Here is a 26,515-nt window from a genome sequence, read left to right on the forward strand (position 1 = left end):
TCTGCTGTCGATGTCCGTAAGGCTCCTGCGTCGCCTAACGGACACGGCCCTCCGGGCCGCCTTTCGGTCGCCGCCGGTACGGGAGGGCCCAGCCTTTTCACAGCGAAGCGAGAAAAGACGTTCCCGTAATTCTTCCCCCCAAGCCCCCCATCCCTTCCCCAGCGCGCTTTTACAAAGAGAAGATACCGAGATACGAGGCAGTGCCCAATGCTCTAAAAAGAAAACGCCCGTCGGAAGTTCCGGCGGGCGTTTGTCGTCTTTTTTTGTACTGACGGGTGCGGTTGCGTCACCGTCGAACGTCACGACGGCTTACGGCGTGGCGGACGGTCTCCGGCAGTGCGCTCCGGCCGGCGGCCGTGATCCTGCCGCTCAGTCCGGGGACTGCGCGGCGTCTGCCGTGCCGGTGACGAGGGGCGACCTTCTCTCGGCCTGCGCTGCCCGGCATGCTCCGGCCTTTCCCGCCCAGGACGTTCGCCGTGGTCCGGCCGCCGTTCGCGCCCCTGCCGCCCGGCAGACCTTTCGGACGGGCGCGGTGCGCGCGCTGCCGTATCTTCTCCCGCCGCTTCCGTTTCAGGCAACAGGAGCAGCGCGCCGCTGCGCCGGTCGAAACGTGGATGCTCCGGGATGTCGGCTTCCACAAGGCCCCCTGACGGCAGGGACTCCGCATCTCCCAGCAGAGCCAGTCCGCCCACGCCGCAGGCATAGCGCGCTCTGCCCGGCAGGCCGGGGACGTCGAAGGGGGCCGAGAGCACCCGCAGAGCGGCACGCGACAGCAAGCCGTCAGCAGCCGTTTCGGCCATGCGCGCATCCAGTCCATCCTGCACCGTCTCCGCTGCCGTGGAAAGGAGGAGCGGCGCAAGGCTGAGACTGTCCTTGGCCAGCCCGGCCGCTTCGGAAAGCTGGGCCAGCCAGTCGGGCACGCCCGCGCAGTCAAAGGTCACATGACACCAGCCGCGACCGCTGCGGCCCCGCTCCAGCGGACAATCCGCCGCGTGGGTGCAAGGGGCCAGCGGCACGAGTCCCCGCTCCAGCGCGGCCCCGCGCAAACGCATGACGGTCGTCCCGCCCAGCCGGGTTCCCGGCTCCACCACCAGCAGCGAGGCGGGCAGCTCGGCATCGCCGCCTTCCAGCACTTCTTCGAGGCTGTCCAGCACGCTTTCCAGACGTTGCGCAAAAAGACCGTCTTCCCGCGTGTCGCGAAACGCGCCCTGAGCGTCCGGCATGCCCATGCCCTCGCCGTCATCCCAGGCGGCATCCTCGCGCCGCCCCGTGCGGCCGGCCCCGCCCCCGGAAAGCATCTCGTTGAGCACATTGGCCGCCGAGGCCAGCCAGAGCGCCGGGGCTTCCTCGCCCTGGCCGCCACGGGCGCGCTGTCCGGCCATGCGGGAAAGCTGCCGCGCCGCCTGTCCCAGCGAGGCCCGCACCGTGCGCACCTCCCAGACAGGTTCTCCCAGCTCTTCGGCCAGGGCGCGCAGGAGATCCCGCCCGAGCTCCAGCGGCTGGGAGGAAGCATCCAGGGCCAGCACGGAAAGCGGCAGTGCCCGCCATTCGGGACGCGCCAGCCAGAGCGCGATAGGCAGGCTGAGCGGCCCGGAGCCCATGTCCAGCAGCAACGGACGCCGCCCCTGTTCCAGCCAGATGCGGGGATCCGGCAGCGGCAGGGCTGACAGCAGGCGCGCCTGCCGGAGCACGTTCCAGGGCAGGAAATAATAGAGGTAGGCGCTGGTCAGCGCAGGCGAGGCCCAGTAAGGCTGATGCAGATGCGCCCGCTCCACGGTCAAGAGCCGGGAAAGGGAGGCCACATCCTGCGGCAGGCTGCGGGCATGGGCCGCAGCCAGGGGACGGACTCGAGCCAGCGCCGCCCCGAGCCTGTCGAGACCGTCGCGCAAGGCGGCATCCGGTTCCGGCAGCAGGGGAGCGGCCAGCGGCCAGCGTTCCCGCGGCACGGACGGACGCCGTTCCGGACGTGCGCCACCGGCAGGCCGCGTCCCGCTGTGCCCGCTCAGCCGCCGTCCTGCGGTGGCTTCCGCCTCATACGCGCCCGTGCGGCCGCCTTCCTGCCTGCGTCCGGCAAAAGACGGACGGCCGTCACCGGGCTCCCCGGCGCGGCGGCCGTCACGAAACGGCGATATGCCCCGTCCCCGCTTGCCCTGCTCCGTCCGCTCACGCGCGGGCGCGGACGACGGACGGGCCTGAGAGCGCGCCCGCCCTTCTCCAGCGTCAGGCCGCGCGGCGGCCTGCGGGGCGTTTTCCCGCTCCGGCCGCTTCCCGCGCCGCTGTCTGCCGGAGGCAGCCGGATCATCCCGCAGGAGCAGATCGTCATCCAGGACCGGGAAATCCTCGTCTTCCTGCCAGATCTCGTGCTGGCGCGCCTTTTTTTCCGCTTGGCCGCGGGACTTGCCGCCCGGTGCGCGGCGCTGTGCATGTCGTGTCATATCAGGCTACTCCAAAATGCATATGGCGAAGATACTGCTGATGGAAATCCGGCGCATCGGCCAGCGGGATCAGGCGCGCGCCCGCGCAGATGCGCGCCAGCGCCTCGCGCCGCTCCGGCTGACGGGCCAGCAGCACGGCCCCGTCCAGCGCGGCATTGCCCACGGCGCGTATCCGCGCCCCCAGGCCCTGCGGCACAAAGCCCAACCGTTCCAGATGCTCCACGGGGACATGTTCCCCCAGCGCCCCGGCCAGACAGAGACAGGCCAGATCGGCGGGACGCAGGGAGGCAGCCTCCAGCAGGCTCCGCAGCGCCAGAGAGAAGGCCGCCTTGACCTTGAGCAGTTCTTCCACATCCTGCGCCGTCAGACGCAGGCCGTACGGCAACTGCAGACAGGGGTGGCCATGACGCCGGGTCAGGTCGCCGGCCAGCCGCCGGGCCAGCGGCATGCTGACGGAATCCGGCGTGAAATGCCCTTCCGCATCCATAAGGCCCGTCTGCCGCAGCAGGGAAAGCAGGGAAAGATAGCCCGTGGCGCTGATGCCCTCAAACTGTGTCGTGGGCGTGGGGGCCAGCGAACTTGCGCCCACGAGCCCTTGCGGCGAAAGGCGAAATTCGGTGATGCTCTCCGGGCCGGCCTGCAGGCCGCACTCCGGCCCGATGCCTTCCAGCGCGGGCCCCAGCGGCACGCTGACCAGATAGAGGCGATCCTCCGCATCCAGCAGGGCCAGCTCGCCATTGGTGCCCAGATCGGCCAGGGCAAAGGGACGGGGCGTGCCCGCCGCCATGAGCGCGGCCAGGCCCGCCGAGATGTCGCCGCCCACGAAGGGCGCCATGAGCGGCGGGATGTAGACGGGCGGCAGCTCCGGCAGACGGGCCGTATCGTGCCCCGCATAGTCCAGCCGGTAGGGCGCGGCGCACAGGCCTTCCACGGAACGCTCCAGCAGGATGTCCGTCATGGCCGTATTGCCCGCCACGCACAGGGCCTCCACCCGGCCTCCCGCGGCATATGTTGCCGCCAGACCTTCGCGCACCGCCTCCCGGGCCAGGGCGGCAAGTTTTTCCGCCATGCCCGCCTGACGGGCCGTCGCCAGCCGGGACATGACGTCCGCCCCGGCTCCCGCCTGCGGGTTGAGGAAATGTCCCTCGGCCAGCAAAGCGCCGTCATCCTGACGGACAGCGCGGTAATATACGGAGGTCGTCCCCAGATCCACGCCCAGCGCCGCCGGAACGCCGGGCCCATCCGGCGCGTTCGGCGCATTTGACGCATCCGGCGCGGGTACGGAGGGAACTATGGCAAGAGATACAGGGACTTCCAGCCGCAGACGGGCGACGTCAGGGACTTGACGGCGGCAGGCCAGACGCCAGCCCTTTGCCACGGCGTCGAGGCCGAGGATCTCCTCCTCTTCCGGCAAGGGCGGCGGGCAGTCCGCCGCGTCGCAAAACCGCACCCGGCAACGGCCGCAGCGCCCCAGGCCGGAACACATGGCCTGCGCGGGCAGCAGGCCCGACAGCCAGAGCGTGCGCGACAGGGGCGAACCGGCGGCGGCCTGCAGGCTGCGGGCCACGGGAGCGGCATCCACAAGACTTGTCATGATGATTTCCATGCAGGCAGAGTGCCGCAAGACGGTCGCCAAGGCAAGCGCGCCCGCCTGCGGACGACCGGGCCAAAAGGGGCTTGCATTTTGGCCCTGATTTTGCAACATTTAAGCCGCATTTCGTCAAGATTCTGCCGTAACGGGGGAGACATGAACAAGGTACTGGCACAAGATGAAGTGGATGCCCTGCTGCGCGGCCTTTCCGGCGGCGACATCGAAAGCGAAATGGACATGCCCGAAGAGGATGCCGACGGCGTCGTCGCCTTTGACCTCGCCAATCAGGACCGCATCATCCGAGGGCGCATGCCCGTTCTGGAAATCGTCAACGACCGCTTTGCGCGGCTCTGCACCAATGGCCTGTCCAACGCCGTACGCAAACGCGTGGAGCTGAACCCCATCTCCATCGACATGACCAAATTCGGGGAATTCATGCGTTCCCTGCCCGTGCCGACCTCCATCAACATCTTCAAGATGGATCCGCTGCGCGGCAATGCCATCATGGTGGTGGACTCCCGTCTGGTCTTTGCCCTGGTGGAGAACATCTTTGGCGGGGCGGGCTCCCAGCCCAAGATCGAAGGTCGCGAATTCACCCGCATCGAGCAGGCGGTGGTGGACCGCATCGTCAAGATCGCGCTGGAAAACATGGAAGAATCCTGGCGTCCGGTACATGACGTGAAACTGGAGCTGGTGCGCAGCGAGATCAACCCGCAGTTCGCGGCCATCGTGCCGCCCAGCGACGTGGTGGTGGTCATCACCTTTGAAGTGGAACTGGACACGGCGCTCGGTTCCATGATCATCTGTCTGCCCTACGCCACCATCGAACCCATACGCTCCAAGCTGCACGCCAGCTTCCAGACGGAACGTCTGGAGATCGACCACGCCTGGGTGGCGCGCCTCAAGGAGCGGCTTATGGAGACGCCGGTGGATCTCAAGATCCATTTCGGCAGCACCACCATCACCGGCAATCAGCTCCTGCGTATGCAGGTGGGCGATGTGCTTGTGCTGGATACGGACGTGGAGGACCTGCTCCCCTGCACTGTGGCCGGCGTCAAGAAGTACGAAGGCATCGCCGGTACGGTGAAAGCCATGAAGGGCTTCCAGATCATCAAGGAGATCGAACCGCAGTACACCTAGTGCGGAAGACATCACACGCCTGCTCTCTCCTGCACAGGGGCGGGAGACGCCAGGCGCGCGCCCGGCACGGGGGAAGCTTGTTTCCCCTGCCGGGCAGCTTTTTTTGTTGCGCCGTGCCGGTAGGCTGCTGTCTGTGTCGGTATGGTCTTCACCGGCGGCGTTCCCAAGCGGCTCTCCCGACGGCCTTTTTTTCCTGAACGAAACGGGCTCCCTTTCCGAAGAAAGGGAGCCCGTTCTCTGTTCTTGCCTGATGGTATGCGCTAGGCCTGCTTCATCTGTTCGATCAGCGCGGAAAGTTCCTGCGCCTGTCGGGCCAGATCGGCCACCGCCTGTGCCGCCTCGCTCATGGCCTGCGCGGATTGCGCGGACATGTCGTTGACCTCGAGGATGGAGCGGTTGATCTCTTCACTGGCCGCGGACTGTTCTTCGCTGGCCGCGGCTATGGCGCTGACCTGATCCGCCGTCTTGTCCGCATCCTGCACGATGCCTTCCAGAGCACTGCCCGATTCATTGGCGAAGTCCGTGGCCTGTTCCACTTCCTTCACGGCGCGTTCCACGGCATCGGAGCTCTTGCTCGTGCTTTCCTGGATGGCACGGATGGCATTGCCCACATCCGCCGTGGACGACATGGTCTTTTCGGCCAGCTTGCGCACTTCGTCGGCCACCACGGCGAAGCCGCGTCCGGCCTCGCCCGCACGGGCCGCCTCGATGGCAGCATTGAGCGCCAGCAGGTTGGTCTGATCCGCGATATCGGAGATGACGCCCATGATCTGGTCGATGGCCTGAGCATGCGTATTGAGCTGGGCCATATCCGTCTTGAGCGCCAGGGACACGTCATGCACCCGCTGGATGCTCTTCAACGCATTGCGTACGATGTCCGCCCCCGCGCTGGCCTTATGCCGCGTCTCGCCCGACATCTGCGAGGCATTGCCGGCATTCTTGGCCACTTCCTGCACGGTGGCGTTCATCTCGTTCATGGCCGTTGCGGCTTCGGACAGCCGTGTGGCCGACTCGGTGGCCGAATGGTTGGACTGCTCGATCTGGGCTGAAAGCTGCGTTGCCGCGGAGGAGATGACATTGACGATATGCTCCAGCTGATCGGCGGCGGCCAGCATGCCTTCCCGCTTGGCGTTGCGGGCTTCCTCAGCGGCGGCCTCGGCCCGTTGCATGGCCTCCTGCGAAACGCGGGACGCTTCTTCCGCTTCTTCGGTGCGCTTGCGCACGTCGGCAAACATCCTGCGGAGATTTTCCACGGTTTCCGTGATGCCTCGGGCCAGCATCGAGACTTCATCGCCACGTCCGGCGATATGCTGCATGTAATTCTGTTCTTCCGCCGAGAATTCCAGACAGCCCTGACCCACCTTGGCCACATGGAGGGCGGACTTGCGCACGGGCACGGCGATGCTGCGCGCCATGAAGCAGATGATGCCGCCGATGATCAGGACGGCCACGATGGCGGCTATGCTGTTGCTCAAGAGCAGCGTGCGCCCACCGCCGAGGATGTCCTGCTTTTCCACGGAAGCCAGGATGTACCAGTCCAGATCCGGCAAGTGACGAAATGTGGTGATTTTCTCCACGCCGTTCCAGGTATAATCCAGCATGCCGTTCTTGCGTGCGAGCACATCCTGCACCCACGACAGCTTGCCGTCCTCGTCGCCCACATAGTTGCGGTTGGGGTGCATGTGCAAAAGGCCCGTACCGTCATAGATCATGCAGATGCCGGTGCGGGAAAGCGTAATTTTGTCCGTGCTCACGCTGCCGATGACTTCCATGTTCAGCGTGGCGACCAGCACGCCGACGGTCTTCCCCTGCCCATCCTCAATGGCCACCGCCATGATGGACTCGGGCTTGCCATCCTCGGCCTTCCTGTTCTCCGCGCCGAAGCCGCTCTGAAGGGCCTTGCGGAAAAAGTCGTTCGCCGCAAGGGACTTGCCCACATGCTCCATATCGCTCCCGGAAAGGATCACGCCCTTGGTATCCAGCAGCTCCACATCCGTCACAAGGTTATAGAACGCCACGAATTCCGCCAGTTCCCTCTGCACGGCGGCAGCGGCCGTCGTATCTGCTTCCCCTTTGGCGGCTGTCGTTTCAAGGAAATCGAGGATGACGGCGATCCCACCCTCATTCCGCAGGCTTGCCCGCAGCAAATTCGTCATGATGGTCAGCTCGCGCAGCTGCGAATCCACGGCAAGATACATTTCCTCATCGACACGCTGCCGCAGAAAGTGATCGGCAAGCGTGGAACTGATCCCCGTAAGGCAGAGCAGCCCGAGCATGGCGGGAGCCAGTATGCCCAGGAGCATTTTTGGAAACAAACCCAGTTTCATGTCGCCTCCCTGTCAATATACGCATCCGCCGTGAAGCAGGCGTTCCCGCCACGGCATGTTGTGCTCGCCCGACCGGCTGCTGCCGCCTCTAGCGCCTTTTCAGTTTGAAACGCTGTGCGTCCCAAACCATACGGCCTGGCGTTTCGCGGAAAAAACGCGGTTTTTCCGCTCACTTTTGGCTGGCGGCGCTGTACCGCCGCCTCGCAGTTTGCTTTTTTCAAAGGCAAAATGCGCTATCTCCCCCCAAGATGCCTCGCGCGGCACGCAGCGACTCTTTCCGTCTTATCGGACGTCTCATCGTTTTTTCAAAGAGCGATGTGCTGTTTTTTTCCTGCAACTGCAAAAAAAAACCGCCCTGCAGGCGGTTTCAGGAACGTTGCCGCTCCCGCGGGTCATACGCTACGACGTTTCCCGCAGACGCTTGCCGCTCATGCTCTCCACATCAAAGCGCAGGACACGCGTCGCCTTTCCGGCGGCATCGGCACAGGCGGCTCCGTCAAAGCCGGCGGAATATTTTTCGGCTATGCACAACAGGCCCTGCCGTTTTTCCGCTTCGTCCGTCACTTCGGACAAGGAGCCTTCCAGCATGACGCTTTCGTATTCGATGGAAAATTTCTCGGGCACGACGTGCGTTGCGCCGACCACCACAAAATGGGCCGCGCCGCCGGCATGCAGGCAGTCCAGCTTGCGCCCTTCACGCGCGCAGTGGATATAGAGCGAAAGGCGCTGGCCGTCCCGCACGGCATAGGTCAAGGGGATACCGTAAGGTGTTCCCTCCGGCGTCAGCAGCGACAAGACGCCAAATACCCCTTGCTGAAGCACACGCAGCGTGTCCTCGCCGGACATCTGCCTTTCCTTACGACGCATGGCATGCATAGGCGCTCTCTCCCTTGCGGCAGCCGTTACCTGCCGCGGATCCAGTAGGTTTCAAAGCCGTCATCCAGCCAGCCGTCGGCGATGCCGGCAAAGCCGGCCACCTTGAAAAGCTGCTGGTATTCCCGTCGCGTTCTGCGCCAGCCCCAGAACTGCTGCCGTCGGATGCCGAGGAAGTGCAGCGCGCCGCGAATGACGATCTTGAGGGCATTGACGAAGCCGCCCACCGCGGAGTCCTCTTCCAGAAGCGAAGCGGAAAGGCAGATGAGCTCCCCGCCCGGCGCAAGCTGGGCGCGCAGTTCCGCAAGCAGGTGCTCCAACTCCCGCTGGGGGATGCCGTAGTCCACGGTGGACAGATAGATCATGTCGTACTGCACGTCGGAGGGCAGACAGGCGGGCGGCAGGCCGATGTAGATACGCTCGCCCGGGATGACCTTGCGCAGCCAGCGCAGGCTGACGGTGCTGGGTTCGTTGACGTGCAGCTCCAGCTCCGGCAGTTCCTCCAGCAGGATCTTTTCCATGTACCCCACCCCGCTGCCGATGGAGAGCACGCGCAGCGGGCCTTCCCGCTCCGCCGGGCGAACAGCCAGCTGGGCGCGCAGCTCGCCCGCCAGCCAGCGGGCATCCTTGCGCTTGTTCTCGCACCAGGCGGCGGGCAGATCCTCCCAGCTCTGGTAGCGGCGGAACAGCTCCTCATAAAACGTGGCATAGAACTTGGGTTCCGCCAGATGGAAAAAGGAAATGTGGGAAAAAGCCGTGAAGGGGATGCCCTGCCAGCTTTCCTGATAAAATCGCCGCACGTTGCCTCCGGGAGCCGGGCTTGGCCGGCGCTGCTTATTGCCATTGCCTGTCAGTATACTCCATCCCCCCGGCAGGCGCAACGCCTTTCGTCACTCGACGCCGGGCGTCGGTCCTTGCGGACTGGTCTGTCGGGGGGGCGCCCGCCGCCCGTTTGCCGGGCGTGTGGCCGTTGCCGGCGTTCCGCCGGCCGCTGCGGGAAAGCTGCCCTTCCCCGCGGCTCAGGCTCGGGAAAGGGCAGCTTTTTTACGGATGGGATCACAAAGGAAGTTGCCGGATCAGTCCCGGCCTAGCGGCTTTCCAGCGCCGCCACCGAAGGCAGCTTGATGCCTTCGAGCAGTTCCAGCGAAGCGCCGCCGCCGGTGGAGATATAGCCCATGCGGTCGGCAAGGCCGTAGCTTTCCACAGCGGCAACGGTATCGCCGCCGCCCACCACCACGAAAGCCTTGTCGGAGGCCAGCGCCTCGGCCAAGGCCCGCGTGCCCTTGTGGAAGGGCTCGAATTCAAACGCGCCCACAGGGCCGTTCCAGACCACGGTGGCCGCATCGGCGAGCAGCTTCTCGTAGGCGGCCTCGGTCTTCGGGCCGATGTCCAGGATCATGGCGTCGGCGGGGACGGCGTCCACGTCGCAGACCGTCGCCTGCTGCCCGGCGGCCAGCTCGGGGGCGGTGGCCACATCCACGGGCAGGGGCAGCATCTTGCCCAGATCCTCGGCCTTTTTCATGATGCGGCGCGCGTCGTCGAGCAGCTCCGGCTCATGGAGCGACTTCTGCACATTGTGGCCGGCAGCCGCCAGAAAGGTGTTGGCGATGCCGCCGCCCACGATGAGGCAGTCCACCTTGTCGAGCAGGTTCTCCAGCAGGGAAAGCTTGGTGGAGACCTTGGAGCCGCCGATGACCGCCACCAGCGGACGGGTCGGATGATCCAGCACCTTGGCGAAGGCATTGAGCTCGGCCATCATGAGCGGCCCGGCGCAGGCGACCTTGGCCTTGCGGATGGCGCCCTCGGTGGACGAATGGGCGCGGTGCGCCGCCCCGAAAGCGTCCATGACGTAGATGTCGCCCAGACCGGCCAGCCGGGCGGCAAGGTCGGGATCATTCTTCTTTTCGCCCTTGAAGAAGCGGACGTTCTCCAGCAGCACCACCTCGCCGGGGGCGACCTTCACGCTGTCGATGTCGGACGCCAGCGGCACCGCCTTGCCCAGCAGGCCGGCAAGATGCTCGGCCACCGGGGCCAGCGAGAACTTGGGGTCGAATTCCCCTTCCGTGGGCCGCCCCAGATGGGAAAGCAGCACAACGCCCGCGCCCTTTTCCAGCGCCAGCCGGATACCGGGCAGCGCGGCACGGATGCGCTTGTCGTTGGTGATGCGTCCGTCCTTCATGGGCACGTTGAGATCCTGACGGATGACAACGATCTTGCCCGCACAGTCCATATCCTTGAGTTCCTTGATGGCCATGCTCGATCTCCTTGTGGAATGGCGTCCTGTCCGTTACTTCGCGGCGGTGCCGCGCAAAACTTCTTCCGCCAGCGCAACGAGATGCTCGACCGTGAAGCCGAACTGCTGCGCCAGCACCTTGCCCGGGGCGGAAGCGCCGAAGCCCTCCATCCCCAGTACCGCCCCGTCGAGGCCCACATACTTGCGCCAGTAGTCCGCCGAAGCCGCTTCCACAGCCACGCGGGCACGCACCGCACGCGGCAGCACCGCTTCGCGGTAGGCGGCCTCCTGCGCGTCGAAACGCTCGCAGCAGGGCAGGGAGACCACGCGCACGCGGCGGCCGCTGCGGGAAAGCTGCGCGGCCGCATCCAGCGCAAGGCCCACCTCGGATCCGGTGGCCAGCAAAATGATGTCCGGCGTCCCGCCGTCATCGGCCAGCACATAGCCGCCGCGCGAGATGGCGGCAAGGCGGGCGGCATCGCGCTGCACGAAGGGCACGTTCTGGCGCGACAGGGAGAGCACGCTGGGCGTCTGCGCATCTTCCAGCGCGCACTGCCAGGCCACGGCGGTCTCCACGGTGTCGCAAGGACGCCAGACCTCCACATTGGGCGTCAGACGCAGGCCGGCCACCTGTTCGATGGGCTGATGCGTGGGGCCGTCCTCGCCCACGCCGATGGAGTCGTGCGTGAACACCCAGACGGCGCGGATCTTCATGAGCGCCGCCAGACGGATGGCGTTCTTGGCGTAGTCGGAGAACACCATGAAGGTGCCGGCATAGGGGATGAAGCCGCCATGCAGGGCCAGACCGTTCATGATGGCGCTCATGCCGAATTCGCGCACGCCGTAGGAAAGATAGTTGGCCTCGGCCCAGTTGCCCGCCGCGGCATCCAACTGCACGGACGCGGCGGTCCTGGTCCCCACTGAGCCGGTGAGGTCGGCCGAACCGCCCAGCATCTCCGGCAGGTGCGGCACGAGATTCTCCAGCGCACGCTGGCCGGCCACGCGGGTGGCGATGCTCTCTCCGGCTTCGGCGGCCTTGCGCACGGCTTCGGCGGCGATCTCACGCCAGCCGGCAGGCAGCTCGCCCCGCATGCGGCGGACGAATTCGGCGGCCAGCTCGGGATAGGCTTCGGCATAGGCGGCGAATCCGGCCTCCCAGGCTTTCTGGGCGGCGGCGCCCTTCTCCCGGCAATCCCAGGCTGCGGCGATGTCGGCGGGGATCTCGAAGGGGGCGGCGCTCCACTCCAGCGCGGCGCGGGTGGCGGCGGCCTCTTCGGGGCCGAGGGGCGAACCGTGGCAGGACGCTGAATCGACCTTGTGCGGCGAGCCGAAGCCGATATGGGTGCGGCAGATGATGAGGCTGGGATGCGCGGCATCGGCCCGGGCCTCGGCGAGGGCCTTGTCCAGCGCTTCCGCATCATGACCGTCCACCGGGCCGATGACCTGCCAGCCGTAGGCGCGGTACCGTGCCGCCACATCCTCGGTGAACCAGCCGGACACCTTGCCGTCGATGGAGATGCCGTTGGCGTCATAGAGCGCGATGAGCTTGCCCAGTCCCCAGACGCCGGCCAGCGAGCAGGCCTCGTGGGAAACGCCTTCCATCAGGCAGCCGTCCCCCAGGAAAACATAGGTGTGATGGTCCACGATCTCGTGGCCGGGACGATTGAAGCGCGCCGCCAGCAGCTTTTCGGCCAGCGCCATGCCCACGGCGGAGGAAATGCCCTGCCCCAGCGGCCCGGTGGTCATCTCCACGCCCGGCGTATGCCGGTATTCGGGATGGCCGGGCGTCAGGGAGCCCCATTGCCGGAACTGACGGATGGCCTCCATGTCCAGCGCATAGCCGGAGAGGTGGAGCAGGCCGTAGAGCAGCATGGAGGCATGCCCGTTGGAAAGCACAAAGCGATCCCTGTCCGGCCAGTGCGGGTCGGCGGGATTGTGGCGGAGCAGATGCCGCCAGAGAGCTTCGGCCATATCGGCCATGCCCAGCGGCGCGCCGGGATGGCCGGAGCGGGATTGTTCGATGGCGTCTATGGCCAGGGCGCGGAGGGCATTGGCGCATTGCCTGCGAGTCGGCATGGGGAGTTCCTTCTCTGTTTAGGGGTTACAGGGTTGCCACTGCGCGGCCTGAGCGCAGCGAGTCTCTCCGGCGGCTGTCCCGGCGTGGCGGACGGCCTCCTGAAAGGCCTCGTGACGTGCCGCATACGGAGGATGATTGAAAAAGGCCGAACCGGAGACCAGCACGTCCGCGCCCGCATCCACCAGCGCCGCGGCGTTCTCGGGACAAGCGCCGCCGTCCACCTGCACAAGGACATGCTCGCCGCCCGAGGCGTCCAGCAGTTCGCGCACCGCGCGGATCTTGGCAAAGCTTTGCGGGATGAACTTCTGTCCGGAAAAACCGGGATTGACGCTCATGACGAGCACCATGTCGCAGTCCGGCGCGAGCCAGCGCAGGGCCGCGATGTCCGTGCCCGGATTGAGGGCCACGCCCGCCCGGCAGCCCAGGCGGCGGATCTCGGTCAACGTCCGCTGCGGATGGCGGTCGGCTTCCAGATGGACGACCAGCATGTCGGCCCCGGCCTCGCGAAAGGCCGCCAGATGCCGGGCAGGCTGCTCGATCATCAGATGGACGTCAAAAAAAAGGCGGCTGCGGGAGCGCAGGCTGCGCAGGAGCGGCGGCCCGAACGTGATGTTGGGCACGAAGCTCCCGTCCATCACGTCAAGGTGCAACCAGGTGATGCCGGCCGCTTCCAGGGCCGTCAGCTCGTCGCCCAGACGGGCAAAATCTGCGGAAAGCAAAGACGGGGAGAGAATCATGCGGATCCTCCGTATTACCGGTCAAGAAGATGGCGGATGGCCAGCAGTTCGGCATGCAGCTGCTGCAGGAAGGCCGGATCGGCGGCGGGAGCCGTATGGGCCTGGGCGGCCTCGCCCACGGGCGAACCGCCTTCCAGTACCCGCCGCGCCCCCTCGATGGTCATGCCCTGCTCGTGCAGCAACTGCTTGATGCGCCGCAAAAGCTCGACATGCTCCTCGGTGTAGAGGCGCTGCCCCTTTTCCGTCCTGAGGGGCGCAAGCTGCGGGAATTCCGTTTCCCAGAAACGCAGCACATGCGTCTTGAGCTGCAGCAGTTCGGCCGCTTCTCCGATGCGATAGGTGTGTGCGCTCATGGCCGCCCGTCATACGATTTGCGGCGGCCGCGCCGCAGGGCGCGGCCGCCGGGATTGTTGCTATACGCGCACGCCGAGGTGCTTCACGAGGGACTGTGCCACCTTTTCCCGTTCCTTGTCCACTTCGGCATCCTTGAGGGTGCGCTCCGCGTGGCGGAAGGTCAGGCGGAAGGTCAGGTTGCGCTCGTCGCTGCCCGCAGGCTCGAAGCAGTCCTGCAGCACGATGTCTTCCAGCAGCGGCAGACGCAGGCCTCGCACATGCTCCATGATCTGCGCCACCTGCACCTGGGGCGCGGCCATGACCGTGATGTCGCGGCGCACCGGCGGATAGACCGGCAGCGGGCGGAAGCGCACGCGCGCCGCATCATGCAGACGGCGCAGCACTTCCAGATCCAGTTCCGCCAGCCAGATGGCCTTGCGGGCATGGAAGGCGTCGGCCATGTCGGGACGCACCCGGCCCAGCACGCCGGCCCGCACCTGGCCCTCGCCGTCCGGGAGCATCAGCTCCACGCAGGGCAGGAGGAAGGGATGGGCTTCCATCTGCCGGTAGCGGGGGGCGGACAGATGCAGGAAGGAGAGCAGATGCTCCACCACGCCCTTGAGGTCGGTATAGTCCATGTCGCCTTCGGGCTGGGGCCAGGCGCTGTCATAACGCGCGCCGTAGAGCAGGATGCCGATCTTGCCGGTCTCGGTGGCCCCGGTGTCGTGGGCGTCCTCCAGCGGACGCGCATGGAAGACGTGCGCCAGCTCAAAGAGGTGCAGGCCCGCCGCGCCCTGGGCCAGATTGTTGCGCAGGCTGTTGAGCAGCCCGGGCGCGAGCCAGGTGCGCAGGGCGTCCTGCTCGGCGGAGAGCGGGTTCATGATGGCGATGCGGCCTTCCTGCGGCAGCCCCAGATGATCGAGGTCCTTGTGCCCCACGAAGCTGTAGTTGATGGCCTCGTTGAGACCGAGCCCGGCTCCCCAGCGCTTGATGCGCGACCAGAAGGCAAAGCGCGACTCCGGTTCGCCCGCGCGCGCCAGATCCCGCGCGATGGGCGGCAGCACGGGCGCGATGGTGTCCAGGCCGTGCACGCGGCCCACTTCCTCGATGAGGTCGGCCTCACGGGTCAGGTCGGGCCGCCAGCTCGGCTGGGCCACCTGCCAGCTCTCGCCCTTCCGGCGGATCTCGCAGCCAAGGCCGCTCAGCACGCGCTCGCAGAAGTCCTCGCTCAGTTCCACGCCCAGCAGGGCATTGGCGCGGGCGGGACGGAAGTCCATGAGCACCGGCGCGAAGGGACGCGGTTCGGCCACGGCCACGCCGGGGCAGACCTTGCCGCCGGACAGTTCGGCCATCATGGCGCAGGCACGATCCAGCGCCCAGCGGGTGCGCTGCTGGTCGATGCCGCGCTCGAAACGATAGGACGCCTCGGAGGAGAGGCCCAGACGGCGGGAGGTCTTGCGGATGGTGCCGGGACGGAATACCGCGCTTTCCAGAAAGACGTTGCGGCTGTTCTCGTCGATCTCCGTATTGAGACCGCCCATGACCCCGGCCAGGCCCACGGCGCGCCCGGCATCGCGGATGCAGAGGTCGCGGGCGTCCAGCGTGCGTTCCTGACCGTCCAGGGTCACGAACTTCTCGCCTTCTTCGGCGCGGGAAACGATGATGCGCCCGCCCTGGAGCTTGTCGAGGTCGAAGGAGTGCAGGGGCTGCCCGCATTCCATGAGGATGTAGTTGGTCACGTCCACGATGTTGGAGATGGGACGTACGCCCACGGCGTGCAGGCGGTGGCGGATGCGCATGGGCGAGGGCGCGATCTTGCTGCCGGTGATGACGCGGCCGGTGTAGAGCCAGCAGAGGTCGGGATCCCGAATGTCGATGGGCGGCAGCTCCACGGCCGGCCCGTCCTCCACGCATTCCCGCTCGGGGATGCGGAACGGCAGCCCGAAGGCCTGCGCCGTCTCGCGGGCAAGACCGATGACCGAGAGGCAGTCCGCGCGGTTGGGCGTGATGGAGATGTCCAGCACTTCGCGGTCCAGCTCGAGCGTATCCACCAGCAGCGCGCCGGGGACGGCCGTCTCCGGCAGCACCATGATGCCGGAATGGTCTTCCGTAAGGCCCAGTTCGCGTTCGGAGCAGATCATGCCGCAGCTGGGAGCGCCGCGCAGTTTGGCCTTCTTGATGACCAGACCGCCCGGCATGGTGGTGCCCACCAGCGCCACGGGCACCTTCTGCCCGGCGGCCACGTTGGGCGCGCCGCAGACGATGTCCAGCAGCTCTCCCTGTCCGGCGTCCACCTTGCAGATGTGCAGATGGTCCGATTCGGGATGGTCGACGCACTCCACCACATGGCCCACCACGATGGAGGCTATGCCGTCATAGGGACGGACGATCTCTTCCAGTTCCAGCCCCAGCATGGTCAGGCGGTCGCCGAGTTCCTGCGCCGTACCTTCGTAGGGGACAAATTCACGCAACCAAGACAGGGAAAGCAGCATACGTTATCTCACTGGCCGCAAGGCCGATTATCAGTTGAAATTCCAGGCGGGTTTGGGTTTTTCCACCTCAGGCAGGGGACGCACGGCCTCTTCCTGTCGGCCATAGCCGCCATACGCTCCGGGACTGGGCCGGTTGCGGACCTTGCGCTCCGGCGGCCTGTTCTCCAGCCTGCGGCCGTAGGCGTCCGTATAGCCCATGCCGCCGTCGTCGGTCCGTCCGGCGGAGCGTCCGCCCGGCAGCGATTCCAGCGAACGCGGCCCCCCCGGCGGCTCAAGGCCGGAGTGCCGGGGACTGTAGGCCGAGCCGGCCACGGCGGCTCCCGCCGGGAACAGGCAGGCGGCGAGCAGCAGACAGGAAAGGACGCGGTGCGGGCTGCGGAGCATGGGACGACCTAGGCGAACTGACCGAGGAAGCGGACGTCGTTCTCGAAGAACATGCGCAGATCGCCGATGCCGTACTTGAGCATGGCCACACGCTCGACTCCCAGACCGAAGGCGAAGCCGCTCACCTCGGGCGCGTAGCCCACCGCCTCGAAGACGGCCGGATCGACCATGCCGCAGCCGAGGATCTCCACCCAGCCCGTGGTCTTGCAGACGCGGCAGGGCTCGCCGTTCACATGCCCCGCGCCGCCGCACATGCAGCAGGAGATGTCCACTTCCGCCGAGGGCTCGGTGAAGGGGAAGAAGCTGGGGCGGAAGCGCACCTGGGTCGAACCGCCGAAAATCTCGCGCACGAAGGCGGTGAGGATGCCGCGCAGATGGGCCATGCTGATGCCGTCGCCCACCATGAGGCCCTCGATCTGATGGAACATGGGCGTATGCGTGAGGTCGGAGTCCCGGCGGTAGACCTTGCCGGGGCAGATGACGGCCAGCGGAGGCTTGCGCGCCAGCATGGTACGCACCTGCACGGGCGAGGTATGCGTGCGCATGACCACCTTGTCGCTGACATAGAGGGTGTCCTGCATGTCGCGGGCCGGATGTTCCGGCGGCATGTTGAGGGACTCGAAGTTATAGAAGTCGTTCTCCACTTCCGGGCCCGAGGCCACGTCGAAGCCCAGGGCGCGCAGCACGTCGCAGATCTCCTGCGTGACCAGGGTGATGGGATGCAGGGAGCCGCGCCAGGGCAGACGGCCCGGCAGGGAGGCGTCAAAACGGCGCAGGGCTTCGGCCTCCAGCGCCTTTTCCAGGGCAAGCTTGCGCGCTTCCAGCAGCGCGGTCAGGCTTTCCTTCACGGCATTGGCCTTTTGGCCCACTGCCGGACGCTGGGCGGGCTCCAGTTGCGGCAAGGCGCTCATGATGTGGGCCAGCCGCCCCTTGCGTCCCAGAAAATCGACCCGCAGATTTTCCAGTGCTTCCAGAGTGTGGGCCTCGGCCAGTCCCTTTTCCAGCTCCGGGGCCAGAGCTTCCAATGCGCTAATCAGATCCATGCAGTTCTTTCCCGTGCCGCCAAGCGGCCTTGGGCGCTCCAGAGCATTTTCCGTTTGCAACGCGTTGCCTTGCAAACCGTACGGCCTGGCGTTTCGCGGAAAAAACGCGCTTTTCCGCTCACGTTCGGCCGGGCGGCGCTGTGCTGCCGCCTCGCATCTTGCCTTTTTCAAAGGCAAAATGCTCCAGAGTGCCGCAAAAAAACATACGCGGCACGCCGATCACAGGCCGGGCCTGTTGCCGGAGCGTGCCGCGTCACACAGCAATCCGTACGACGTCGCCTAGTTCAGCGCGCCCTTGGCCAGCTCCACCACCTTGGCGAAATCGTCCTTGTGGTAGACGGCCAGGTCAGCGAGCACCTTGCGGTTCAGGGTGATGCCGGCCTTGTCGAGGCCGTGCATCAGACGGCTGTAGGACAGACCGTTGAGGCGCGCGCCCGCATTGATGCGCAGGATCCAGAGGGTGCGGAAATCGCGCTTGCGGTGCTTGCGGCCGATGAAGGAATATTGGAGCGCGCGCTCCACAGCCTCACGGGCGGTACGGTACAGGCGGCTGCGACCGCCACGGAAGCCCTTGGCAGCGCTCAGGTATTTCTTGTGCCGGCGATGGGCGGCAAGACCTCTCTTCACACGCATGGGTGTTTCCTCCTTTCACCCGGACAAGGCGGAGGTGATGCCCGCCGGGAGATAAAAAATCCGTTTCGCAGTGCGCTTGACGCGTAGCATGCAGGATTGGACGCCCTTGCGTCGCGGCTCCTGCCGGCCGCCGGCCTTCCGGCCTTCGTCTTGCGCAAGCCCCGTCAGGGACGGCTCGGCCCGCGCAGACCCACGGCACTAGCCGTTGGGCAGCATGCGGCGCACGGCCTTCTCGTTGGTCTTGTCCACGATGGCGGACTGGCCCAGACGCATCTTGCGGCCGGGGGCCTTCTTGGTCAGAATATGGCGCAGATTCTGGCGGCGGCGCTTGAATTTGCCGCTGCCGGTCAGCTGGAACCGCTTGGCGGCGGCGCGCCGGGTCTTGATCTTAGGCATGATGTACTCCTTGCACAATAATCGTACGGCCCGCCCTCAAAAAGGAAGGACGGGAAAGCATAGTGCCCTAAAAAGCGGCCGTATGCAAGCGCATTTTCCACGCTACTTCTTGGGCACCAGCAGCATCTGCAGCGTGCGTCCCTCGGCGCGGGGCTCCTGATCCACCTTGGCCACATCGGCCAGGTCCTGCACCACGCGCTCAAGGATGCTCAGACCGCGATCCTTATGGACGATCTCACGGCCGCGGAAAAATACCGTCACCTTGCAGCGGTCGCCGTCTTCAAGGAAGCGGCGGATATGGCGCACCTTGGTCTCGTAGTCATGGTCGTCCGTCTTGGGACGCACCTTGATCTCCTTGATCTGCACCACGGACTGCCGCTTCTTGGCTTCCTGCTTCTTCTTCTGCTGTTCGTACTTGAACTTGCCATAGTCCATGATACGACAGACAGGCGGCTCCGACGTGGAAGCCACTTCCACAAGATCGAGGCCCGCTTCCTTGGCAAGACTGATGGCCTCGTTACGCTGCAGAATCCCCAGCTGTTCCCCGTCGGCTCCGATGACTCGCACCTCTCTCGCACGGATCATCTCATTGCGGCGCACGCCGTCCTGTGCGACGTCGCGCCGCGGTCTCATGTTAGGCGAAGCTATAGCGCATTCCTCCTCGCTTGAAGGGCTCCTCTCCATCCGCACGGATCATGGCGGCGACCTCCTGCACGGACTTGAGCCCCACGTTTTCCCCACTGCGCAGGCGCACGTTGACGCCGCCGGCCTGCGCCTCCTTCTCACCAATGACAAGAATATACGGGACCTTGGCCACCTGCGCCTCACGCACCTTGAAGCCAAGCTTTTCGTTGCGCAGGTCGGCCGTGGCGCGGATACCCTGCGCCTTGAGCTCTTCCAGCGCCTTGCGCGCGGCCTCATCCCCGGCTTCGGTCACCGTAAGGATGCGCGCCTGTTCCGGCGCGAGCCAGGTGGGCATGGCGCCGGCATATTGCTCGATGAGCACGCCGATGAAGCGCTCCAGCGAGCCCATGATGGCGCGGTGCACCATGACCGGACGATGCCGTTCGCCGTCCTGCCCCACATAGGTGAGGTCGAAACGCTCCGGCAGGGTAAAGTCCACCTGGATGGTGGAGCACTGCCACTCGCGGCCGATGCAGTCCAGCAGGCGCACGTCGATCTTCGGCCCGTAGAAGGCCCCGTCCCCCTCGTTGATCTCATACGGCATATCGGCTTTCTGCACGGCCTGGATTAGGGCATTGGTGGCAAGTTCCCACGCCTCGTCCGTGCCGATGCTGTCCTCGGGACGGGTGGAGATGGCCACCTTGAACTGGAAGTTGAAGAGGTTCATGAGGTCGCGGATGAGATGGATGACCTCAAGGATCTCCCCTTCCAGCTGTTCCGGCGTGCAGAGGATGTGCGCGTCGTCCTGGGTGAACTGGCGCACGCGCAACAGGCCGTGCAGCACGCCGCTCTTTTCGTGGCGGTGCACCACGCCCAGCTCGAAATAACGCTGCGGCATGTCGCGGTAGCTGCGCAGCTCATTCTTGAAGATGAGCATGTGCGAGATGCAGTTCATGGGCTTGATGCCGTAGGCGTCATCCTCGATCTGCGTGAAATACATGTTCTGGCGGTAATGGTCATAATGCCCGGAACGCTGCCAGGTCTCCACCCGCAGCAGCTGCGGACCCTGCACCATATCGTAGCCGCGCTTGAGATGCTCGCGCCGCCAGAAATCCTCCAGGATGGCGCGCAGCAGCATGCCCTTGGGCAGCCAGAACACCATGCCGGGGGCCACGTCCTCATAGAAAGTGAAGAAGCCCAGCTCGCGGCCCAGCTTGCGGTGGTCGCGGCGCTTGGCTTCCTCCAGCTGCTGGAGGTAGGCCTTGAGGGCCTTCTCGTCGGCAAAGGCCGTGCCGTACAGGCGGGAGAGCATGGGGTTCTTCTCATCCCCGCGCCAGTAGGCCCCGGCCACGGAAAGCAGCTTCGAGGCCGCGGCAAAACCGGTGTGCGGCACATGCGGGCCGCGGCAGAGATCGCAGAAATCGCCGCAGGTGTAGAGCGTCACCGTGTCGGCGTCAATGTCCTCGACGATCTCCACCTTGAAGTTCTCGCCCATGCCCCGGAACAGCTCCACGGCCTCGGCCTTGCTCACCCGACGGCAGGTGAAGGGCAGCCGGGCGGCCGCCAGCTTCTGCATCTCCGCTTCGATGGCTTCGAAATCATCGCTGGAAAAGGGCTTTTCCACGCTGAAGTCGTAGTAGAACCCATTATCGATGGCCGGACCGATGGTCACCTTGGCCGAGGGGAACAACTTCTTGACCGCCGCCGCCATGACGTGCGCCGTGGAATGCCGCACGATGGCCAGCCCTTCCGGAGAATCGGCGGGCACGGGCACGAGTTCGGTGCAGCCCGCCGGCACGGGGGCGCTCAGATCCACAAGATGCGCGCCGCCCTGCTCTTCAGGGCAGACAGCGCGGGCGGCCACCAGCGACTTGCATTTCTTGCCGCTCAGGGCCTGCTGCAACACATCGGAAACCACAGCACCGGCAGCGGCCTCTACGGCCTGCCCTTCCACAAGGATGCTCATGAAAAAACTCCTTATCGCTTCGCCGCATGGCGGCGCATAACGCAAAAAGAAATGGGGAGGCGATACACCTCCCCATCACTCTCAAAAATACCGCATGGCGGCTATAGTGGCGGGCACTCAGCCCTTCGCCGTTAGGGGGACATTCCCCGGATCATCACTGGTAGGAACGAGCAGACTTGAACTGCTGACCTCTTCCGTGTCAAGGAAGCGCTCTAGCCACCTGAGCTACGCTCCTACATGAGGCAAGAGTTCTTCTATACGCGACCCGACCAAAGGTCAAGTCTTTTTTTTTCTTCTTCCTCAAAAAAATATCGTCCCGTCTCCGCCCCGGGCGGCGGGCGCATCCCCCTGCGCGCCACCGGACGCGCCCGCACTGGACTGTGCAGGACAGGGGCGCAAGGTCTCGCCCACGGCGTCCAGCCCCCGCTTTGCCGAAAGGGGCCGTAAAGAGCTGCGAGCCCGTTTGCGCAGCGCGGCCGATCAACGCCACATGACCGGCAAACAGGACGGGCAGGCGGCCTTCCGCTGCGGAGCGGAGCAGACAGAGAGGATACCGCGTGATATGCGGCGGCAGTTGTGGAAGATGTTCCCCGCATGCGCAAGCGCAAGGACTCACGGGCCGAAGCCCGCTCCCGTCGTGACGGCCATCCCTTCCCGGGCAACGGTTCAGGGCAGCGCGCCGGCGAACTGCGTCTTCAGATGCTGCACCTTGGCCACATAGAAGCGCGTCTCCCGCACGGGAAGTTCCACGGTCAGCTTGCGGTAGAGGTCCTTCACGTCCAGACTGTTGATGCGGGCCACGGCTTCGGCGTTGGTGGGGGCCCAGAAACGGAGGAAGCGGTTGGGGCCCATGTTGTAGGCGGCCACGGCGCAGTACTCGCGGGCCACGGGATCGCGCACATCCTGGAAATATCTGGTCATAAGGATGTGCAGGTAGGCCGTGCCGTAGCGGATGTTGATCTCCGGGACGGCCAGTTCGTCAAAGCCCACATTGCCGCGCCTCCCGTACAGGAAGCGGTGCACTTCGTCGCTGGCCGTGCTGGGCAAAAGCTGCATGAGTCCCATGGCCGAACTGCGGCTGACCAGCGTGGGGCGAAAGGTGCTCTCGCTGTGGATGATGGCGTAGACAAGAGCGGCGTTCAGCCCGTAGCGGCGGGAAAAGTTCTCCACCAGTTCCCTGTAGGAATCGGCGTGGGCCTGGAGGGTCCCGGAATCATAGTGGGGCAGGGACAATACGGGAGCCACGGGGGCCACGGGCGCGGGCCGCCGGTGCAGCTCGGCCAGCTCGGCCAGATTGACCGGCTGATAGCCGTTCATGAAGGCCCCGGAGGCCAGCCAGCGCAAAGGCCGCCCCTGACTGTCCAGCATATCGCCGTAAAAGTCCGGCTGCACGCCATAGAGCACGGGCATGCTGGACCCGTCCAGCGCCAGCAGGGGAGCGAGCGCCGTGGTGGCATTGCCATCATAGAGGAGAGCCTTGTCGGTGATGGCCAGCCTGACGCCGTCCGCCTCAAAACGGACCACATCCGTCCGCCGGGGCGGCGGCAGCGTTTCCGACGAAGTGACGAGCGTCCTGTCCACCGGCTGCCGCACGGCCCAGACGCGACCATCCGCCCCCTGCGCCATGATGGGGCGGGGCTTGTCCTCGGGACGCAGGCTGATCACCTGCGGATTGATGAGACCGCGCATCTCCGCCCCCCAGTACTGGGGGACGAAGCCGGCCAGCAACGGCACCAGCCCCAGAAGGCCCAGGAGCATGCAGGTGGCCAGCAGGAGGGTGATTCGGCGGGTCATAGGCAGCATCCTTGCCGGAGCCTGTATTTCCGGCACGCTTCTAGTATGCAATGTTTTTGCCACAAAGACAATACCCTGTGATTCTGAGGTATTAAAAGGAATTTCCCCGATACTGAACAGGCGGCGTCAAAATTCCGTTGCCGCTTCCGCGTCCCTCCCATTGACCCGCAGGTACAGGCCGGATATGGTCGAAGGCAGTGCAGCCTTTTAAGGTCAGGACTCATTATCAGGCAATATGTTCTGACTGAGATATTTTTATAACTTGTTGTAAAATAAATACTTATTTTTATAATCTGAGGTTTTTTGTTTCCAATTACTTTTACCCAAGTAGCGGGTTTTGGGGAAGATGGGGGAGTGTGAGGGGGAAGAAACCCCTTTTTGCCGCGAGCAAAAGGGGTTTCTTCCCCCTCACAAAAGAGTAATGAGTCCTGAGCCTAGAGCGTTTCACCTTTGAAAAAGGTGAAACGCTCTATCGACTCCACCCTTGAGATTCCCGCGGCTTTTGCGTATGTCCCTTTCGGCACAAGCGCACCGACCGCAGCCGGGCCGTCGTTCCGGGCTGTCGTGCGGCAGGGACGGATACCGGGCCAAGCGCCCTCTTCTTTCCTTTTTTCGGGAGCATGGCGCTCCGGGCTTGACCCTCATGAAATATATCGACACCCTACTGCCCTTCTGGAAAGAACTGAAACGCTATCAGACCGCCGACTTTCGCGCCGATCTCGTGGCGGCCCTGACGGTCACGCCGGTGGCCGTACCGCAGGCCATGGCCTATGCGCTCATGGCCGGCGTGCATCCGCAATACGGCATCTACGCCTGCATGCTGCCGGTGGTGGTGGCGGCGCTCTGGGGTTCCTGCCGCTTCCTTGCCGCCGGGCCCACCAACGCCACGTCCATCGTCCTGCTCTCCACCATCGGCTCGGCCACGGTGGGCGGCGTCGCCATCGCCGGCCTGCCGCCCTCCTATCAAATGACCTGCGTCTTCACCATCACCCTGCTCTGCGGCATGATCCAGGTGGCCATGGGGCTGGCCCGGCTGGGCGATCTGGCCAACTTCATCTCCCAGTCCGTCATGCAGGCCTTTGCCACGGGTACGGCCCTGCTCATCGCCTCCAGCCAGATCGAAACCGTGCTCGGCCTGCCGGACAGCCACTCCAGCGGCTTTTTCCTGCCGGTCTGGTCCGCCATCCAGCGGATCGATCAGGTAAACATCTGGTGCGTGGGCATCGCCGCCCTGAGCATCTTCCTCGTGGAACTCTGCCGGCGCATCTCCCGCCGCCTGCCCGCCACCTTGCTGGCCCTGGTGGGAGCGGGCGTCTTTTCCTGGCTCATCGACGCCGGGAACAAGGGCGTGGCCCTGGTGGGGACCATCCCTTCGGTCATCCCGCCCATCTCCCGCCTGCCGCTGGACGTCACCATCTATAGGGATCTTTTCATGCCTGCCCTGGCGCTGGCGCTCATGGGCGCGGTCACCTCCCTTTCCACCGGCAAGCAGCTGGCCGGCCTCAAAGGCGACCGCTTCGACGGCAGTCAGGAACTCATCGGGCAGGGGCTCGGCAACATGGCGGCGGCCTGCACGTCGAGCATCGTGGGCTGCGGTTCCTTCAGCCGCAGCGCGCTGGTGGTGACCTCCGGCGCACGCACGCGCATGGCCACCGTGCTTTCCGGCCTGCTGGCCCTGCCCATGCTCTGGCTCATCGCGCCCTTCATGAGCTGGCTGCCGCTTTCCGCTCTGGGCGGCGTGCTGCTGACCGTCTGCGTGCGGATGGTGGATGTGCCCGGCCTGCGGCTCTGCTTCAAGGCCACGCGCATCGACCGCACCGTCTTGCTGGTCACCTTTGCCGCCACCCTGCTGCTGGCGCTGGAGCAGGCCATCCTGCTGGGCGTGCTGCTCTCGCTCATCCTGTTCATCTTCAAGCTGGCCCATCCACGCGTTTTCCGGCTTTCGCGCCATGATCCCATGATGCAGCACGCCCCGGAACCGCTGCCGGACGAGATCGCCGTCTACATCATCGAGGGCACGCTCTTCTTCGGGGCCATCAACGAGCTGGAACGCCGCATCTATGAAGAGACGGATACGCCGGTGCGGGTCATCGTCCTGCATCTGGCCCGCGTCTTCTGGCTGGACGCCGCGGGCACGCATTCTCTGGAGCAGTTCGTGGAACGCTGCCACGAGCGGCACATCCCGGTCATCCTCGTGGTCGGCAGCCGCAGCGTCCACGACATCCTCAAGCGGACGGGCATGCTGAGCTATCTGGGCAAGGGCTTCGTGGCCCCCACCTTTGCCGACGGCCTCAAGCTCGGCTTCCGCACCTTCCACCGTCTGCAAAGCGACGAACGCCTGCATCTGCCCAAGCTGCCGCCTTCCAAGCGCAAGCAGAGCCGGCATGTCCATCATCCGCATCAGCACCACAAGAGCAGAAACAAATGAACCGACACCCCGCCCGCCCCTTGCCGCCCTGTCCGTCCGCCGCCGCGGAGCATCCCCCGGTCTTCGGCCCTGACGCGCCGTGGCTCGCGCCGCTGGCAGGCTACAGCGACCTGCCCTTCCGCCTGCTCTGCCGCGAATACGGCGCGGCGGTCTGCGTGACGGAGATGGTCAGCGCCAAGGGGCTTGTCTACCATAGTCCCGGCACCGCCGAGCTGCTGGCGAGCCTGCCCGAGGATCAGCCGCTGGTGGTGCAGCTTTTCGGCGCCGAGGCCAGCTTTCTGGGCCAGGCCGTGGGCCTGCTGCGCGAGGCCGGTTACGGCTGGTTCGACCTGAACATGGGCTGTTCCGTGCCCAAGGTGCTCAAGCAGAAGGCCGGCGCGGCCATGCTCGGCGATGTGGAGAACGCCCTCGACGTCGCCCGCGCCATGATCGCCGCCGCGGAGCCGGGCCATGTGGGCTTCAAGCTGCGCCTGGGACTGGACGACGGCCGTCAGGTCTGGCGGGAGCTGGCCCTGCGCCTGCAGGATGCCGGGGCCGGCTGGCTGACCCTGCACCCGCGCACCGCCCGGCAGGGCTTTGGCGGCGAAGCCCGCCACGAGGCTCTTGCCGAACTTGCGCCGCAGCTCTCCATTCCCCTGCTGGCCAGCGGCGACCTCTTCAGCGCCGAGGACGGTCTGCGCGTCCAGACCGCCACGGGGGTGAGCGGCGTCATGTACGCGCGCGGCGCGCTGCATGATCCCACCATCTTTGCCGCCCATCTGGCGCTCCAGCGGGGAGAGCCCGTCCCGCCGGTCACGCCGCGGCGCCTGCGTGCCGTCATCGACCGGCACATCAGCCTGTCCCGCCGCCACTGCTCCGATGACGCCGTGCTCTGGAAGATGCGCAGCGTCGTGCCCCGCTACGTGAAGCATCTGCCCGGGGCGCGTGCCCTGCGCCATGCTCTCTGCCAGTGCACGGACTGGGAAGCGCTGCAGGACATCCTGGAGGAGTTCCTGCCGCAGTGAGCGTT

Annotated in this window: 20 protein-coding genes and 1 tRNA gene; 3 read left to right on the plus strand and 18 right to left on the minus strand. The window is 65.6% G+C overall.

All coding sequences use genetic code 11. From position 1 onward, the window contains the following. Positions 1-299 precede the first annotated feature (299 nt). On the minus strand, positions 300-2,435 hold the full coding sequence (locus Q0K12_RS08775; RefSeq protein ID WP_297262063.1) for a small ribosomal subunit Rsm22 family protein: 2,136 nt from the start codon (positions 2,433-2,435) through the stop codon (positions 300-302). Between the two features lies 1 nt (position 2,436). Further along, positions 2,437-4,029 carry an ASKHA domain-containing protein gene (locus Q0K12_RS08780; protein ID WP_297262064.1) on the minus strand — a complete coding sequence of 531 codons (1,593 nt, stop codon included), beginning with the start codon at positions 4,027-4,029 and terminating at the stop codon, positions 2,437-2,439. Positions 4,030-4,182: 153 nt separating this feature from the next. Between Q0K12_RS08780 and fliM the strand changes: the two genes are divergently transcribed. Then, positions 4,183-5,166: a flagellar motor switch protein FliM gene (gene fliM / locus Q0K12_RS08785; protein ID WP_296303925.1), complete on the plus strand. Its 984-nt coding sequence runs from the start codon at positions 4,183-4,185 to the stop codon at positions 5,164-5,166. A gap of 260 nt (positions 5,167-5,426) precedes the next feature. Here the strand turns inward: fliM and Q0K12_RS08790 are convergent, their stop codons facing one another. The 16 genes from Q0K12_RS08790 to Q0K12_RS08865 form a co-directional block, all read right to left on the minus strand. Further along, positions 5,427-7,493 (minus strand): methyl-accepting chemotaxis protein, encoded by a 2,067-nt coding sequence (locus Q0K12_RS08790; protein ID WP_297262067.1) that lies wholly within the window; start codon positions 7,491-7,493, stop codon positions 5,427-5,429. 399 nt (positions 7,494-7,892) lie between these two features. Beyond that, positions 7,893-8,339: a pyridoxamine 5'-phosphate oxidase family protein gene (locus tag Q0K12_RS08795; protein WP_297262069.1), complete on the minus strand. Its 447-nt coding sequence runs from the start codon at positions 8,337-8,339 to the stop codon at positions 7,893-7,895. A 56-nt stretch (positions 8,340-8,395) separates the two neighbouring features. After that, on the minus strand, positions 8,396-9,166 hold the full coding sequence (locus Q0K12_RS08800; protein WP_297262071.1) for a methyltransferase domain-containing protein: 771 nt from the start codon (positions 9,164-9,166) through the stop codon (positions 8,396-8,398). A 287-nt stretch (positions 9,167-9,453) separates the two neighbouring features. Continuing rightward, complete coding sequence (locus Q0K12_RS08805) at positions 9,454-10,620, minus strand: phosphoglycerate kinase (RefSeq protein WP_297262073.1); 1,167 nt, start codon at positions 10,618-10,620, stop codon at positions 9,454-9,456. A 33-nt stretch (positions 10,621-10,653) separates the two neighbouring features. Further along, positions 10,654-12,675 carry a transketolase gene (tkt, locus tag Q0K12_RS08810; RefSeq protein WP_297262075.1) on the minus strand — a complete coding sequence of 674 codons (2,022 nt, stop codon included), beginning with the start codon at positions 12,673-12,675 and terminating at the stop codon, positions 10,654-10,656. Positions 12,676-12,693: 18 nt separating this feature from the next. Beyond that, positions 12,694-13,413, minus strand: coding sequence for a ribulose-phosphate 3-epimerase (gene rpe / locus Q0K12_RS08815; RefSeq protein WP_297262077.1), 720 nt, complete (start codon positions 13,411-13,413; stop codon positions 12,694-12,696). A 14-nt stretch (positions 13,414-13,427) separates the two neighbouring features. After that, positions 13,428-13,766, minus strand: coding sequence for a MerR family transcriptional regulator (locus Q0K12_RS08820; RefSeq protein ID WP_297262079.1), 339 nt, complete (start codon positions 13,764-13,766; stop codon positions 13,428-13,430). 60 nt (positions 13,767-13,826) lie between these two features. Continuing rightward, the gene (gene pheT / locus Q0K12_RS08825; RefSeq protein ID WP_297262081.1) at positions 13,827-16,238 is read right to left on the minus strand and encodes a phenylalanine--tRNA ligase subunit beta; all 2,412 of its coding nucleotides are present in this window, start codon (positions 16,236-16,238) and stop codon (positions 13,827-13,829) included. A gap of 30 nt (positions 16,239-16,268) precedes the next feature. Beyond that, positions 16,269-16,622 (minus strand): translation initiation factor IF-2, encoded by a 354-nt coding sequence (locus Q0K12_RS08830; protein ID WP_297262083.1) that lies wholly within the window; start codon positions 16,620-16,622, stop codon positions 16,269-16,271. 8 nt (positions 16,623-16,630) lie between these two features. Further along, positions 16,631-17,665, minus strand: coding sequence for a phenylalanine--tRNA ligase subunit alpha (pheS, locus tag Q0K12_RS08835; protein ID WP_297262086.1), 1,035 nt, complete (start codon positions 17,663-17,665; stop codon positions 16,631-16,633). A gap of 279 nt (positions 17,666-17,944) precedes the next feature. Next, positions 17,945-18,298, minus strand: a complete 354-nt coding sequence (rplT, locus tag Q0K12_RS08840; protein WP_297226941.1) for a 50S ribosomal protein L20 — start codon at positions 18,296-18,298, stop codon at positions 17,945-17,947. A 198-nt stretch (positions 18,299-18,496) separates the two neighbouring features. Next, on the minus strand, positions 18,497-18,694 hold the full coding sequence (rpmI, locus tag Q0K12_RS08845; protein ID WP_296303940.1) for a 50S ribosomal protein L35: 198 nt from the start codon (positions 18,692-18,694) through the stop codon (positions 18,497-18,499). Between the two features lie 102 nt (positions 18,695-18,796). Beyond that, entirely contained in the window at positions 18,797-19,327 is a 531-nt protein-coding gene (gene infC / locus Q0K12_RS08850) for a translation initiation factor IF-3 (RefSeq protein ID WP_296303941.1), read from the minus strand. 1 nt (position 19,328) lies between these two features. Beyond that, the gene (thrS, locus tag Q0K12_RS08855) at positions 19,329-21,284 is read right to left on the minus strand and encodes a threonine--tRNA ligase (RefSeq protein ID WP_297262089.1); all 1,956 of its coding nucleotides are present in this window, start codon (positions 21,282-21,284) and stop codon (positions 19,329-19,331) included. Positions 21,285-21,442: 158 nt separating this feature from the next. Further along, positions 21,443-21,519: transfer RNA gene (locus tag Q0K12_RS08860), tRNA-Val, on the minus strand. Positions 21,520-21,950: 431 nt separating this feature from the next. Further along, a complete protein-coding gene (locus Q0K12_RS08865; protein WP_297262091.1) occupies positions 21,951-23,078 on the minus strand; it encodes a transglycosylase SLT domain-containing protein in 1,128 nt (375 codons plus the stop codon). Positions 23,079-23,721: 643 nt separating this feature from the next. Between Q0K12_RS08865 and Q0K12_RS08870 the strand changes: the two genes are divergently transcribed. Both Q0K12_RS08870 and Q0K12_RS08875 read left to right on the plus strand, forming a co-directional pair. Continuing rightward, positions 23,722-25,506, plus strand: coding sequence for a SulP family inorganic anion transporter (locus Q0K12_RS08870; RefSeq protein ID WP_297262093.1), 1,785 nt, complete (start codon positions 23,722-23,724; stop codon positions 25,504-25,506). After that, complete coding sequence (locus Q0K12_RS08875) at positions 25,503-26,510, plus strand: tRNA-dihydrouridine synthase family protein (protein ID WP_297262094.1); 1,008 nt, start codon at positions 25,503-25,505, stop codon at positions 26,508-26,510. Before Q0K12_RS08870 ends, Q0K12_RS08875 begins: the two co-directional genes overlap by 4 nt. Positions 26,511-26,515 lie beyond the last annotated feature (5 nt).

Source organism: uncultured Desulfovibrio sp., assembly GCF_944324525.1.
GTDB lineage: Bacteria > Desulfobacterota > Desulfovibrionia > Desulfovibrionales > Desulfovibrionaceae > Desulfovibrio.

What these genes read in the sequence shown, in the direction of transcription:
- Q0K12_RS08775 (WP_297262063.1), bottom strand. Translation starts at nt 2,435, where the DNA reads ATGACACGACATGCACAGCGCCGCGCACCGGGCGGCAAGTCCCGCGGC.
- Q0K12_RS08780 (WP_297262064.1), bottom strand. Translation starts at nt 4,029, where the DNA reads ATGACAAGTCTTGTGGATGCCGCTCCCGTGGCCCGCAGCCTGCAGGCC.
- fliM (WP_296303925.1), top strand. Translation starts at nt 4,183, where the DNA reads ATGAACAAGGTACTGGCACAAGATGAAGTGGATGCCCTGCTGCGCGGC.
- Q0K12_RS08790 (WP_297262067.1), bottom strand. Translation starts at nt 7,493, where the DNA reads ATGAAACTGGGTTTGTTTCCAAAAATGCTCCTGGGCATACTGGCTCCC.
- Q0K12_RS08795 (WP_297262069.1), bottom strand. Translation starts at nt 8,339, where the DNA reads ATGTCCGGCGAGGACACGCTGCGTGTGCTTCAGCAAGGGGTATTTGGC.
- Q0K12_RS08805 (WP_297262073.1), bottom strand. Translation starts at nt 10,620, where the DNA reads ATGGCCATCAAGGAACTCAAGGATATGGACTGTGCGGGCAAGATCGTT.
- tkt (WP_297262075.1), bottom strand. Translation starts at nt 12,675, where the DNA reads ATGCCGACTCGCAGGCAATGCGCCAATGCCCTCCGCGCCCTGGCCATA.
- rpe (WP_297262077.1), bottom strand. Translation starts at nt 13,413, where the DNA reads ATGATTCTCTCCCCGTCTTTGCTTTCCGCAGATTTTGCCCGTCTGGGC.
- Q0K12_RS08820 (WP_297262079.1), bottom strand. Translation starts at nt 13,766, where the DNA reads ATGAGCGCACACACCTATCGCATCGGAGAAGCGGCCGAACTGCTGCAG.
- pheT (WP_297262081.1), bottom strand. Translation starts at nt 16,238, where the DNA reads ATGCTGCTTTCCCTGTCTTGGTTGCGTGAATTTGTCCCCTACGAAGGT.
- Q0K12_RS08830 (WP_297262083.1), bottom strand. Translation starts at nt 16,622, where the DNA reads ATGCTCCGCAGCCCGCACCGCGTCCTTTCCTGTCTGCTGCTCGCCGCC.
- pheS (WP_297262086.1), bottom strand. Translation starts at nt 17,665, where the DNA reads ATGGATCTGATTAGCGCATTGGAAGCTCTGGCCCCGGAGCTGGAAAAG.
- rplT (WP_297226941.1), bottom strand. Translation starts at nt 18,298, where the DNA reads ATGCGTGTGAAGAGAGGTCTTGCCGCCCATCGCCGGCACAAGAAATAC.
- rpmI (WP_296303940.1), bottom strand. Translation starts at nt 18,694, where the DNA reads ATGCCTAAGATCAAGACCCGGCGCGCCGCCGCCAAGCGGTTCCAGCTG.
- infC (WP_296303941.1), bottom strand. Translation starts at nt 19,327, where the DNA reads ATGAGACCGCGGCGCGACGTCGCACAGGACGGCGTGCGCCGCAATGAG.
- thrS (WP_297262089.1), bottom strand. Translation starts at nt 21,284, where the DNA reads ATGAGCATCCTTGTGGAAGGGCAGGCCGTAGAGGCCGCTGCCGGTGCT.
- Q0K12_RS08865 (WP_297262091.1), bottom strand. Translation starts at nt 23,078, where the DNA reads ATGACCCGCCGAATCACCCTCCTGCTGGCCACCTGCATGCTCCTGGGC.
- Q0K12_RS08870 (WP_297262093.1), top strand. Translation starts at nt 23,722, where the DNA reads ATGAAATATATCGACACCCTACTGCCCTTCTGGAAAGAACTGAAACGC.
- Q0K12_RS08875 (WP_297262094.1), top strand. Translation starts at nt 25,503, where the DNA reads ATGAACCGACACCCCGCCCGCCCCTTGCCGCCCTGTCCGTCCGCCGCC.